Source organism: Pandoraea sp. LA3, assembly GCF_022696215.1.
In the GTDB taxonomy this organism is placed as follows: domain Bacteria; phylum Pseudomonadota; class Gammaproteobacteria; order Burkholderiales; family Burkholderiaceae; genus Pandoraea; species Pandoraea capi.
In genome coordinates this window covers 35,260-47,530 of the sequence record NZ_PTPY01000017.1, presented here as the reverse complement: position 1 = coordinate 47,530, position 12,271 = coordinate 35,260, and the positions used below count along the sequence as shown (strand labels likewise).

The 12,271-nt window shown below is 63.7% G+C and carries 11 protein-coding genes; 5 read left to right on the top strand and 6 right to left on the bottom strand.

Annotated features, from left to right (window positions below; genetic code table 11):
• The first annotated feature begins 84 nt into the window (after positions 1–84).
• Entirely contained in the window at positions 85–336 is a 252-nt protein-coding gene (locus C5N93_RS02445) for a hemin uptake protein HemP (protein WP_242558127.1), read from the top strand.
• A gap of 328 nt (positions 337–664) precedes the next feature.
• Here C5N93_RS02445 and C5N93_RS02440 read toward each other — a convergent pair whose 3' ends face one another.
• The 3 genes from C5N93_RS02440 to C5N93_RS02430 all read right to left on the bottom strand — a co-directional run bounded on the left by C5N93_RS02440 (position 665) and on the right by C5N93_RS02430 (position 2,699).
• Positions 665–1,072, bottom strand: a complete 408-nt coding sequence (locus C5N93_RS02440; RefSeq protein WP_150722099.1) for a heme-binding protein — start codon at positions 1,070–1,072, stop codon at positions 665–667.
• A 142-nt stretch (positions 1,073–1,214) separates the two neighbouring features.
• Entirely contained in the window at positions 1,215–2,003 is a 789-nt protein-coding gene (locus tag C5N93_RS02435; protein WP_242558126.1) for a YdcF family protein, read from the bottom strand.
• Positions 2,004–2,201: 198 nt separating this feature from the next.
• Entirely contained in the window at positions 2,202–2,699 is a 498-nt protein-coding gene (locus C5N93_RS02430) for a Dps family protein (RefSeq protein ID WP_069341413.1), read from the bottom strand.
• 449 nt (positions 2,700–3,148) lie between these two features.
• Here C5N93_RS02430 and C5N93_RS02425 point away from each other — a divergent pair, with 449 nt between their 5' ends.
• Positions 3,149–3,754 carry a thiamine phosphate synthase gene (locus C5N93_RS02425; RefSeq protein ID WP_242558159.1) on the top strand — a complete coding sequence of 202 codons (606 nt, stop codon included), beginning with the start codon at positions 3,149–3,151 and terminating at the stop codon, positions 3,752–3,754.
• 162 nt (positions 3,755–3,916) lie between these two features.
• On the opposite strand, the gene C5N93_RS02420 is transcribed toward C5N93_RS02425, so the two are convergent.
• The 3 genes from C5N93_RS02420 to recG form a co-directional block, all read right to left on the bottom strand.
• Complete coding sequence (locus C5N93_RS02420) at positions 3,917–5,365, bottom strand: catalase (protein ID WP_242558125.1); 1,449 nt, start codon at positions 5,363–5,365, stop codon at positions 3,917–3,919.
• A 408-nt stretch (positions 5,366–5,773) separates the two neighbouring features.
• Positions 5,774–6,718, bottom strand: a complete 945-nt coding sequence (locus C5N93_RS02415; protein WP_150722095.1) for a LysR substrate-binding domain-containing protein — start codon at positions 6,716–6,718, stop codon at positions 5,774–5,776.
• A gap of 250 nt (positions 6,719–6,968) precedes the next feature.
• Positions 6,969–9,242, bottom strand: a complete 2,274-nt coding sequence (gene recG, locus C5N93_RS02410; protein WP_242558124.1) for an ATP-dependent DNA helicase RecG — start codon at positions 9,240–9,242, stop codon at positions 6,969–6,971.
• Between the two features lie 150 nt (positions 9,243–9,392).
• Here recG and queA point away from each other — a divergent pair, with 150 nt between their 5' ends.
• The 3 genes from queA (at position 9,393) to yajC (ending at position 12,242) form a co-directional block, all read left to right on the top strand.
• The gene (gene queA, locus C5N93_RS02405) at positions 9,393–10,475 is read left to right on the top strand and encodes a tRNA preQ1(34) S-adenosylmethionine ribosyltransferase-isomerase QueA (RefSeq protein WP_242558123.1); all 1,083 of its coding nucleotides are present in this window, start codon (positions 9,393–9,395) and stop codon (positions 10,473–10,475) included.
• Positions 10,476–10,612: 137 nt separating this feature from the next.
• Positions 10,613–11,743, top strand: a complete 1,131-nt coding sequence (tgt, locus tag C5N93_RS02400) for a tRNA guanosine(34) transglycosylase Tgt (protein ID WP_069341418.1) — start codon at positions 10,613–10,615, stop codon at positions 11,741–11,743.
• Positions 11,744–11,975: 232 nt separating this feature from the next.
• Entirely contained in the window at positions 11,976–12,242 is a 267-nt protein-coding gene (gene yajC / locus C5N93_RS02395) for a preprotein translocase subunit YajC (RefSeq protein ID WP_240493473.1), read from the top strand.
• The last annotated feature ends 29 nt before the right edge of the window (positions 12,243–12,271 follow it).

Below are 12,271 nucleotides of genomic sequence, written 5' to 3'. Positions count from 1 at the left end.
CCAAATAACAAATCACAATAGTCAAATTCAAATATAAATGGGAATGATTCTCATTTAAGATTCTTCTCACAGTCAGCCACACGGATGAGCGAGATGACCGCAAGCCACACCACTGCCCGCCAGACCACGCCTGCCACGGCACCGCGCCGCACCTTGTCGGTGTCGCGTTCGCAAGTGGCCAGCCCGGTGGCAGAAAAGCCGGCCAGCCCAACCACCGGTCGCCTGCTGACGAGCGATCACCTGTTGCAGGGCACGCAATGCGTGAACATCCTGCACAACGGACAGACCTACCAACTGCGCGCTACGCGCTACGGCAAGCTGATCCTGACGAAGTAAGTTGTCGAGTTTGATGCAGTAAAGGATTTTGGCGGTGGCAAGACCACGACCTTGCCGCCACCTTCACCGAGTTTTGTGGGGACCACCTCGCCTAAGAGGTGTTTGGCAGTAGCCAGCGAACGCAACGCGATCCCATGTAGTTACGGCAAGCCCCTCTCTACCTGCGTTGCGCGCCAGCCAAGCCACTTTTTTTGTCCGTCCACTCGGGTTTCATTGATGTTCTCCTCGTGGCGCAACCTGCCAAGCCTCGGGTTGTGCCAGCCGGCCTGACAAGCCTTTAACCCGCTCGAAAGAGCGGGTTTTTTCTTTTGGGCCGGCTTACGCGATATCAGGCGCCGGTAACGGCAGCGATACCGGCACGTGCAATCTGCGCGTCCTGCGCCGACTTCACGCCCGACACGCCCACCGCGCCAATGACGTTGCCGTCCACGACGATAGGCACGCCGCCTTCGAGCATGGCGGTGTTCGGTGCGCTCAGGAATGCGTAACGCCCACCGTTGATCATCTCTTCGAACGCACCGCTCTCGCGACGGGCGACGGCCGAGGTCTGCGCCTTGCCCAGCGACATCATGGCCGTGCTGGGGGCAGCGCCGTCCATGCGATGCAGCGACAGGGCATGACCGCCGTCGTCGACGATGGTGATGCACACGTTCCAGCCGTTCGAGGTGGCTTCCGCCACGGCGGCCGCGTTGATCTTCTGCACGTCTTCAACGGTCAGGACAGCTTTCGTCTTCATACGTCTCTCTCGATTAGGGTTGGCAACTCAGGGGGCGCGCGATCACGTACGTCCCCAAAAAATCTGACGTTCCTACTTTCTTCCGCAAGCCGCCTACGATGCCGGGAATTCGTGACGTTTTGCAGGCGGCGGCGCGATCCGCTCAATGTCCTACGCCCAGTGCCATCCACTCACGCAGCGCTGCACGGGTGACGCGCAGGCCGTCGATGGTCGGCCACCAGCCGGACACGGCGTCCGCTTCGAGCACGTTCGCACGGCAGCACGGTGCGGGTACCACCGTCAGCCCCGCTCGCTCGAACTGGTCGCGAGCCCGACGCATATGCCAGGCGCTCGTGACCAGATAGACGCGCGATACGCCGACGTTCGTCAACATACGCGCGCTGAAGATGGCGTTTTGCGCCGTGTTCAATGATTGTCCTTCGACCCAGCGCACCGGTAAGCCGAACTCGTCCGACATCACCTGCGCCATGACGGGTCCCTCGGCTGCGCGACCGGACGGGCTGCCGCCAGAGACAAGAATCGGCAACTGTGCCCGACGCGCCAGGAAGGCCCCGTAGCGCACCCGGGCCAACGTGGCGTCGCTGAGATCGGCCCCGTTTTCGCGACCGAACTCCGATGCGCCGACACTCATGCCACCGCCCAGGATCACCACCGCCTGCGGCAACGTCGTCGCCGCGCCGGGCGCCTGACGTGCGGCGTCGAGCGTGTTCGGGTCGACCGGTGTGCCGACTTCGAGGGGCTGGGAAAGCTTCTGTGCCACCCACGGCATCGCCTGTACCCACAAGGCCAGCACGGCGATCACGGCCAAGGTCTTGGCGCTACGCGGAAAGCGCCGCCAAAGCACGAACGCAAGCCCCGCGAGCACCAGCACGTTGGCCGGTGGCAGAAACACGCTGACGAGGAGATTGCGGGCGAGCCAGTCGAAAGGCATCCGGCCAGTGTACTGGACTGGGTCGAGGAGTGCATCCTTTCTCTATAGACCGCTCCCGTGTGATAGCACTCACGGCATGCGTTGTGAGAATTCGGAGGCGCTGGCACGTTTTGACAGGCGAATGCCAATGCAAAACGCCCGTGCACGGGGCACGGGCGTCAATCGCGGCCGACGAGCGTCGGCCGGGGTCTGAGGCGCTCAGGCCAACAGGCTACGCAGCATCCACGCGTTCTTTTCGTGCAGTTGCATGCGTTGCGTGAGCAGGTCGGCAGTCGGCTCGTCCGAGGCGGCGTCGACGATCGGGAAGATACCGCGCGCGGTGCGCGTCACGGCCTCTTGCCCTTCGACCAGCTGACGAATCATCTCTTCCGCCGCAGGCACGCCCTCGGCTTCGGGAATCGACGATAGCTTCGCGAACTCCTTGTAGGTGCCCGGCGCCGGATAGCCCAGCGCGCGAATCCGCTCAGCGATCTGATCCACGGCCAGCGCAAGTTCGTTGTACTGGCCTTCGAACATCAGATGCAACGTGTTGAACATCGGGCCGGTCACGTTCCAGTGGAAGTTGTGCGTCTTCAGGTACAACGTGTAAGTGTCCGCCAGCAGATGGCTCAATCCTTCGACGATACGCTTGCGATCCTTGTCGCTGATGCCGATGTTCACGCTTGCCACGTTGGCTGCCTGGTTTTTCTTTGCCATGATCCGACTCCGTTTGCTGTGCCGTCTGTCGAAAAATCCGAAGACGCGCTGAAATAAAATTGCCGATTGACCGATGCCCGGCGAGCACCGCGCGAGTCTATCGGCGCCATATGGGCTGCGTGTGACACAGAACAACGTCGCACGCACATGGGGTGGGAGAGTGTGGACGCCACAATGTTCCGCGCGGCCGATCTCCGTACTTTCCTCAAGACGTTCGTCGACGCATTCCGGTTACACTTCGCCCATGCCGCTCACACCGGATCCGCGCTGCCAGCGCGTGTGCGCCGTCACATGATTCGCGCCAGGTTTGCGCTTACCGCCCTTCGATGCGTTCCTTGCCCTCGATGCCTTCCTTGCCTTCGATTCCCCCAGGTCGCGCCGAAACATCGCGTGCGAGCGAGAAATCCCACGACACCGACGCGCACGACGGCCACGCCCGTTCGCCCGCGCTGCCCCGCCAGCTTCTGGTGACGCCCGATGTCGCCTCACGTGCCCAGATCGCCGCGTTCGCCTCGCAACTCGCTCAGGCACTCGCGCGGGGCACCCGCCTCGTTCAGTTGCGTAATCGCTCGCTCGATGCGGACGGCTATCGCGCGCTGGCCGAAAGCGCATTGGCCCTGACACACGCCGCAGGGGCGCAGCTCATCCTGAATCCGCCTCACGACGTCGCCGACCGGTGGCTCGCACCGACCAACAGCACCATCGCCGATACCGTGCCGAAAGCGGACGGCTGGCATCTGACCAGCGAACGTCTGATGGCCTGCGAAGCGCGCCCTGATGGTTGGAAAATCGTCAGCGCCGCCTGTCACGACGCCGCGCAACTCTCGCACGCAACGCGCCTCGGACTCGACTTCGTCACGCTCTCGCCGGTACTCCCTACCGCCACGCACCCCGATGCCACGCCGCTCGGCTGGCCGGCATTCGCCAGGCTCGCCGCGCAAACCTCGCTGCCGGTGTTTGCGCTCGGCGGCATGCGTGCCGAGACACTGAACAGCGCACGCAATGCCGGGGCCTACGGCATCGCCGCGATCCGCGCTTTCTGGCCGGCGGGCTGAGCGTACTGGCGTTTCGTCGCAACGCGTCACACAAGCACTCGCGCGGGGACGACATTCGCCGCCCCCGCTGACCTGCATTTACTGCTTTTCCTGCACCTTCTTACACCATCCAGCACTGTCTGCCGTCACGCCGGCAGTAATGCCGTCTGCAACCGCCACGCCTTACTTCGCCAGCGCCTTGCGTGCGGCGATCACGCCTTGCGCATACGCTGGATCGATCTTCGCGAAGTGACCGATCTGACGCTCGGCAACGTCATCGGGCACGCCGTTCATCGACGCTGCGATGTTGCCGAACAAACGCGCCTTTTGCGCATCGTCGAACAACCGGAAGAGCGCACGCGGTTGCGAGTAGTAGTCCTCGTCTTCACGGTGGTCGAAGCGATCAGCCACCGCACCCACGGCTTGCTGCGGGTCGCGATACTCCCGTTGCTCAGCGAATGCACCGTAGCGGTTCGGCTCGTAGTTCGGCGTGCCGCCGAGATTGCCGTCCACGCGCATTGCACCGTCGCGATGGAAGCTGTTATGGAACGGGCACTTCGGCGCGTTGACCGGAATGGCGCTGTGATTCACGCCAAGGCGATAACGCTGCGTATCGCCGTACGAGAACAGACGCCCTTGCAACAGACGATCCGGCGAGAAGGCGATACCCGGCACGACGTTGCCCGGATTGAACGCGGCCTGCTCGACATCCGCGAAGTAGTTCTCCGGGTTACGGTTCAACTCCAGCACGCCCACGTCGATCAGCGGGTAGTCCGAATGCGGCCACACCTTCGTGATGTCGAACGGATTGAAGCGATAGCTCGCGGCATCCGCCTCCGGCATGACCTGCACCTGCATGCGCCAGCGCGGGAAGTTGCCGGCTTCGATCGATTCGAACAGATCGCGCTGATGGCTTTCGCGATCATTGGCGACGATCTCTGCCGCCTCGGCGTTCGTCACGTTCTCCACACCCTGCATCGACTTGAAGTGGAACTTCACCCAGAAGCGTTCGTTCGCCGCGTTGATGAAGCTGAACGTATGCGAGCCGAAGCCGTGCTGCTGGCGATAGTTCTTCGGCAAGCCGCGATCGCTCATGAGGATGGTGACCTGATGCAGCGATTCCGGCGAACGCGACCAGAAATCCCACGCAGCGGTCGGGCTGCGCATGTTGGTCTTCGGGTCACGCTTTTGCGTGTGGATAAAGTCCGGGAACTTCAGCGGATCGCGGATGAAGAACACCGGCGTGTTATTACCCACGAGATCCCAGTTGCCTTCATCGGTGTAGAACTTCAGGGCGAAGCCACGCACATCGCGCTCGGCATCGGCCGCACCGCGCTCACCGGCCACCGTCGAGAAGCGCAGGAACACCGGCGTTTCCTTACCAACGGCCTCGAACACGCGGGCGCGGGAGTATTTCGTAATGTCGTGCGTGATGGTCAGCTTGCCGAAGGCGCCCGAGCCCTTCGCGTGCACGCGACGCTCCGGAATCACTTCCCGGTCGAAGTGGGCAAGCTTTTCAATCAGCCACATGTCTTGCAGCAACGCCGGGCCACGCGGGCCGGCCGTCAAGGTGTTCTGGTTGTCGGTGACCGGCGCACCGGCGGCAGTCGTAAGTTTCTTCGTATCGGACATGTGACGCTCTCCTGTTTCCTGGTTCCTGATCGGGCGATCTCTTGCGACTTGCGAGTCAGGCGCCCATCAGGGCGAACTCGGCAAGTACTTGTTCCAGCGTGGTTTCGATGTCGTGCAAATAGGCCTTGAGTTGGGTCATTGCGGGCACCTTTGAATGCGTCTTTTGTTGGGGGACTGCTCGGCGGTCGGCGGCTTGCGCCCCTTGATGGGTCGGGTGCCGAGCGCATGTCGCTAGATTAATTATTTATATTAAAACGGTCGAATTAATCGTTTTTATATATATCATAGGCAAAAACAATACGCCGCGGCACAAGGCAGCGGCGTATGGCTGAAACGGGAGACTTCGGCGATGTGGTGAGGGGTGTGGGCCGGGACGATCCAGCCACCTACCCGTCGGTCAGTGATCCATCAGTTGGACGTCGCCGGCAGATCGAGCGGAATCACGCCCGGCAGATCACATCGGGCAATGGCCTGCGCCACCGCCTCGATAGCCGGCAGACGCGTGAAGCTCTTGCGCCACGCCAGCACGACCCGACGGTCGGGCACCGGCGCCGAGAACGGCACGTAGCTCAGCAGACTGTCTGGCGACTGCGTTTCGGGCACCGACGTCTTCGGCAACACGGTAATACCCACGCCGCTCGCGACCATGTGGCGAATCGTCTCCAGCGAGGAGCCTTCGAACGTCTTCTGAATGCCGTCGGCGTTCTGCGAGAAACGCATCAGTTCGGGACACACACCTAGCACGTGGTCACGGAAGCAATGCCCGCTGCCGAGCAGCAGCATCGTCTCCTGCTTGAGATCGCCCGCGTCGATTTGCGGACGGCCGGCCCAGGGGTGCGAGCGCGGCAACGCCACGACGAACGGCTCGTCGTAGAGCGGACGCACCATCAGCCCGCTCTCGGGGAACGGCAACGCCATGATGGCCGCGTCGATCTCGCCCTGCTTGAGCAATTCGATGAGCTTGAGCGTGTAGTTCTCTTGCAGCATCAGCGGCATCTGGGGCGTGGTCTCGATCATCTGCTTGACGAGCGCCGGCAGCAGATACGGCCCGATGGTGTAGATCACGCCCAGACGCAGGGGCCCGGCGAGCGGGTCACGTCCCTGCTTGGCGATTTCCTTGATGGCGATGGTCTGTTCGAGCACGCGCTGCGCCTGGGCCACGATCTGCTCGCCGAGCGGCGTCACGCTCACTTCGGCGGCGCCACGCTCGAAAATCTGTACGTTCAGCTCGTCTTCGAGCTTCTTGATGGCCACCGAGAGCGTCGGCTGGCTGACGAAACAGGCTTCCGCCGCGCGACCGAAATGGCGTTCACGCGCCACCGCCACGATGTACTTGAGTTCCGTGAGGGTCATGTCGTCCTAACCTGTGTAAATTAATCGAATTACCGCAATCGATAGATTTTGTTTTTTATAGCACAATCGGACGGCAAATGCCCGTTTTCACCGATTTCGGGCGACGCCCATCGCGTCACACACCTGCCGTCACCCTCCCCCCCGCCGCTGCCGTCGATGCCGTCGATGCCGTCAATGTCGTCAATGTCGTCGACGCCGACGCCGACGCCGACGCCGACGCCGCGAGGATCATGCGTGCTTCAAACCGTCATCAAGCCTTCAGATAGTCTTCACGCGCCCCGAGCCAGCGCTCCAGATGTGCGGCCACAGCGCCGGGATGCGATTTGAGCAGCACCTCAGCCGCCTCCTGCGCGCCCGGAATCAGCCACGCGTCTTCATTCAGATCGACGAAGCGCAGCATGGCCGCCCCCGACTGACGCGCCCCGAGGAACTCCCCGGGGCCACGAATTTCCAGATCGCGCCGGGCGATGACGAAACCGTCGGTCGTCTCGCGCATGGTCTGCAAGCGCGCCTTCGCGCCCATCGACAGCGGCGACGCATACATCAGCAAACAGACCGATTCCGCCGAGCCGCGACCGACGCGCCCGCGCAACTGGTGCAACTGCGCGAGGCCGAAGCGCTCGGCGTGCTCGATCACCATCAGCGACGCGTTAGGCACATCCACACCGACTTCGATGACGGTCGTGGCCACCAGCAAGTGCGTGTCGCCGCGCGTGAAGTCTTCCATCACGGCGGCCTTCTCGGCGGGCGAGAGACGTCCGTGCACGAGGCCGACACGTAAGTCCGGCAGCGCCGCCACCAGTTGCGCATGCGTGTCGACAGCGGTCTGCAATTGCAGCGCCTCGCTCTCTTCGATCAGCGGGCACACCCAGTAGACCTGCCGCCCGGCAAGCGCCGCCGCGCGCACGCGGTCGATCACCTCCGGACGCCGCGTATCACTGATCAGCTTCGTCACGACAGGGCTGCGGCCCGGCGGCAATTCATCGATGACGGAGACGTCGAGATCGGCGTAGTACGTCATGGCGAGCGTGCGCGGAATCGGCGTCGCGCTCATCATCAACTGATGCGGCATGGCGTTCGGTCCCATGCCCGCCGTCTGCATCTTGCTGCGCAGCGCGAGACGTTGCGCCACGCCGAAGCGATGCTGTTCGTCGACGACGGCCATGCCCAGACGCGCGAACGTCACCGTGTCCTGAATGATGGCGTGCGTGCCGATCACGAGTTGCGCTTCGCCGCTGGCCACGCGGGCCAGCGCTTCGCGCTTTTCCTTCGCCTTCATGCTGCCGGCGAGCCACGCGACCTCCACGCCCAGCGGTGTGAGCCACGCCGAGAGTTTGCGCAGATGCTGCTCCGCGAGGATTTCCGTGGGCGCCATGATGGCGGCCTGAAATCCCGCGTCGATGGCTTGCGCGGCGGCGAGCGCCGCGATGATCGTCTTGCCGCTGCCAACGTCCCCTTGCAGCAGACGCTGCATCGGATGCGCCTCGGTCAGATCGGCGCGAATTTCGGCCCAGACGCGCTGCTGCGCCCCCGTCAGCCGGAAAGGCAGCGCGGCTTCGAAGCGTTCGAGCAAGCCTCCCGGCACATGCTTGCCAAGGGCCGGGGCGGACAGACGACGACGCGCCGCCTGCGCCCGTTTGAGCGACAACTGCTGGGCGAGCAATTCTTCGCATTTGATACGCAGCCACGCGGGATGCGAGCGCTCCATGAGCGCCGTCTCCGAGACGTTCGGTGGCGGGGCATGCAGCAGGCGGACCGCGTCGGCAAGGGCGGGGAGCGGATGATCCGGACCGATGGCGTCTTGCAGCAGCCCCGGCGGCAGAAGCTCGGGCAGCGGTGTGCGATCCATCGCGTTGTGAATCGCCTTTCGCAGATAGGCCTGCGACAGACCAGCCGCACTCGGATACACCGGTGTCAGGGATTCGGGTAGCGGCGCGGCAGCGTCCTGCACGACCCGATAGGCGGGGTGCACCATCTCGAGTCCGAAGAAGCCGCCGCGGACTTCGCCACGCACGCGCACGCGGGTGCCGACGGCAAGCTGCTTTTGCTGACTGCCGTAGAAATTCAGAAACCGCAGGACCAGTTCGTGGCCTTCGTCGGCGATACGCACGACCCACTGGCGGCGCGGCCGGTAGGCCACGTCACTCGACGTCACCACCCCTTCTACCTGCGCGAGTTCGCTCGGCAGCACTTCGCCGATCTTGCGTAGCGTGGTCTCATCCTCGTAGCGCATCGGCAGATGCAGGATCAGATCGATGTCGCGCTTGAGGCCGAGCTTGGCGAGCTTGTCCGCACTGCCGGCGGCTTTCTTCGCGGCGGGCTTGGCGTCCTTCTCCTTCTTGGCGGGCTTGCCCGGCTTTTCGGACTTTTCAGCCTTCGTGCCCGACGGTTTGGCGCCGCGCTTCGCGCTTTTGTCTGCGGGACGCGAAGCGGCGTGCGCCGGCGGACTTGCAGCGTCGGCAAGATCCACGAGGTCGGCGGAGGCGTCGTCAGGCGCGGTGGCGGGCATTCTGCGTTCGGTCATGCAGTCGCGAGTCGGGGGCGTCGGAAGCGTTGATGCCTGGTTTGCCGGTCTGGCCATCGAGGGATCACATCGCGATCCGGCGGGCTATCGGACGAACCAAGTAAAATGTCGGTTTCAGGGTCTGGACAGACCTTAGCATTGTAAACGCTGATGTATACCCTTTCTGATTTCGATTTCGACCTGCCGCCCGAACTGATCGCGCAGACCGCGCTCACCGAGCGCACCGCCAGCCGCCTGCTGGAGGTCGACGGCAGCGTCACGCCGCCCCATCTGTACGATCGTCGCTTCGCCGATCTGCCCGCGATGCTCGCCCCCGGCGATCTGCTCGTATTCAACGACACGCGCGTCATCAAGGCACGCCTGTTCGGCCACAAGGCGAGCGGCGGCAAGATCGAGGTGCTCGTCGAGCGCGTGATCGACGCACGCACCGCGCTCGCCCAGATCCGCGCCAGCAAGAGCCCGCCGCCCGGCACCGCGCTGCGTCTGGCAGATGCCTTCGACGTGACCGTCGGCGAGCGCGTCGATCAGTTCTATACGCTGCACTTCCCGGACGACTGCTACACGCTGCTCGAGACCTACGGGCGTCTGCCGCTGCCGCCGTACATCGAACACGATGCCGACGCCGCCGACGAGACCCGCTACCAGACCGTCTACGCCCGTAACCCGGGCGCCGTGGCGGCCCCGACGGCCGGACTGCACTTCGACGACGGCCTCTTCGCCCGGCTCGACGCGCTCGGCGTACAACGTGCCACGCTCACGCTGCACGTCGGCGCAGGCACGTTCCAGCCGGTGCGCGTGGACAACATCGGCGAGCACAAGATGCACTCGGAGTGGTACGAAATCACGCCGTCACTGGTCGACGCCATCGCCGCCACGCGCGCGCGCGGCGGACGGGTGATCGCCGTGGGCACGACGTCGATGCGCGCCCTGGAGTCCGGCGCGCAGGCCACGCGTGCCGCCGGGGGCGAGCCGGGCACGCTGCGTCCCGGCAGTGCCGAGACGGACATCTTCATCACCCCGGGCTATCGCTTCCAGCTCGTCGATCGTCTGATCACCAACTTCCACCTGCCGAAGTCCACGCTGCTCATGCTCGTCTCCGCGTTTTCGGGCATGGAGACGATCCGCGCGGCGTATCGTCACGCCATCGAACAGCGCTACCGCTTCTTCAGCTACGGCGACGCGATGATCCTGTCGCGCGTCGAAATTCAGGACGCCCCGAAGGCCGCTGCCTGAATCCGTACGGCCGCGGGATCCACGGCCGTGTGACCAAGTACAATACCGCCTTGGCCGCGCATGGGGCGCGGGCCACTTTTTTCACGTCCCGAGCGGGCGCCGGCTTGTTTTGCCGGTGGTGCCGGGGCGCACTATACATGCTCAAGTTCGAACTCATCACCACCGACGGGCAAGCCCGCCGGGGGCGCGTCACGCTCAACCACGGCGTGGTCGAGACGCCCATCTTCATGCCCGTGGGCACTTACGGCTCGGTCAAGGCGATGTCGCCGGTCGAACTGGTCGAGAACAACGCCCAGATCATCCTCGGCAATACCTTCCACCTTTGGCTGCGCCCGGGTCTGGAGACGATTGCCGCACATGGCGGCCTGCACCGCTTCATGGGCTGGGATCGGCCCATTCTCACGGATTCGGGTGGTTTTCAGGTGTTCAGCCTCGGTGATCTGCGCAAGATCAGCGAAGAAGGTGTGAAGTTCGCGTCGCCGGTGAACGGCGACCGCCTGTTCCTCTCGCCGGAAATCTCGATGCAGATCCAGCGCGTGCTCAACTCGGACATCGTCATGCAGTTCGACGAATGCACGCCTTACGAGATCGACGGCCGTCCGGCCACGGAATCGGAAGCGGGTCAGTCGATGCGCATGTCGCTGCGCTGGGCCAAGCGCTCCATCGACGAATTCAACCGCCTCGAGAACCCGAACGCGCTGTTCGGCATCGTTCAAGGCGGCATGTACGAACATTTGCGCGACGAATCGCTCGCCGGACTCTCGGAGCTGGACTTCCACGGTTACGCCATCGGCGGGCTGTCGGTCGGCGAGCCGAAGGAAGACATGATGCGCGTGCTGGAGCATGTGGCGCCGCGTCTGCCTGCGAACAAACCGCATTACCTGATGGGCGTGGGCACGCCGGAGGATCTCGTGGCCGGTGTGGCCGCCGGCGTCGACATGTTCGACTGCGTGATGCCCACGCGCAACGCCCGCAACGGCTGGCTGTTCACGCGCTTCGGCGATCTGAAGATCCGCAACGCATCGCACAAGAGCGATACGCGCCCGCTGGACGAAACTTGCGGCTGTTACACCTGTCGAAACTTCTCGCGCGCCTATCTGCACCATTTGCAGCGAGCCGGGGAGATTCTGGGAGCGCGGCTCAACACCATCCATAACCTGCATTACTATCTCACGCTGATGCAGGAAATCCGGGATGCCATCGAAGCGCACCAGTTCGACGCGTTCGTCGCCAGGTTCAAGGCCGATCGCTCGCGCGGCGTGCAGTGACGGCCGGGGTCCGAGGACAATCGACTCGGGCACCGAATCCCCCGGGAACGGGGTCGGGCAGTGGTAAAATGCCGGGCTTGGATCCTGCATCCTCGCACCGAAACACACGCCGCGCGTGTCCGGAAGTCCGGCACACGCGGCTTCTACACGTCTTACATAAGGAGAACCGAACGTGCTGATTTCCGAAGCGTACGCTCAGACGGCAGGCGCCGCCAGCCCGACCAGCAGCCTGATGAGCTTCCTGCCGCTCGTGCTGATGTTCGTGGTGCTGTACTTCATCATGATCCGTCCGCAGATGAAGCGTCAGAAAGAGACCCGCAACATGCTGGCCGCACTGACCAAGGGCGACGAAGTCGTGACCTCGGGCGGTCTGGCCGGTCGTATCTCGAAGGTCGGTGAGACCTTCGTGACCGTTGAAATCGCCGACAACGTCGAGATCAATGTGCAGAAGGGCGCAATCACCACGTTGCTGCCGAAGGGCACCATCAAGGCGCTCTGATCCTTCGCACAACCGCTTGCGGCCGCCCT

Bases quoted from the DNA above. Each gene is read 5' to 3' on its own strand.
- C5N93_RS02445 (WP_242558127.1), top strand. From the start codon at position 85: ATGAGCGAGATGACCGCAAGCCACACCACTGCCCGCCAGACCACGCCT.
- C5N93_RS02440 (WP_150722099.1), bottom strand. From the start codon at position 1,072: ATGAAGACGAAAGCTGTCCTGACCGTTGAAGACGTGCAGAAGATCAAC.
- C5N93_RS02435 (WP_242558126.1), bottom strand. From the start codon at position 2,003: ATGCCTTTCGACTGGCTCGCCCGCAATCTCCTCGTCAGCGTGTTTCTG.
- C5N93_RS02430 (WP_069341413.1), bottom strand. From the start codon at position 2,699: ATGGCAAAGAAAAACCAGGCAGCCAACGTGGCAAGCGTGAACATCGGC.
- C5N93_RS02420 (WP_242558125.1), bottom strand. From the start codon at position 5,365: ATGTCCGATACGAAGAAACTTACGACTGCCGCCGGTGCGCCGGTCACC.
- C5N93_RS02415 (WP_150722095.1), bottom strand. From the start codon at position 6,718: ATGACCCTCACGGAACTCAAGTACATCGTGGCGGTGGCGCGTGAACGC.
- recG (WP_242558124.1), bottom strand. From the start codon at position 9,242: ATGACCGAACGCAGAATGCCCGCCACCGCGCCTGACGACGCCTCCGCC.
- queA (WP_242558123.1), top strand. From the start codon at position 9,393: ATGTATACCCTTTCTGATTTCGATTTCGACCTGCCGCCCGAACTGATC.
- tgt (WP_069341418.1), top strand. From the start codon at position 10,613: ATGCTCAAGTTCGAACTCATCACCACCGACGGGCAAGCCCGCCGGGGG.
- yajC (WP_240493473.1), top strand. From the start codon at position 11,976: ATGAGCTTCCTGCCGCTCGTGCTGATGTTCGTGGTGCTGTACTTCATC.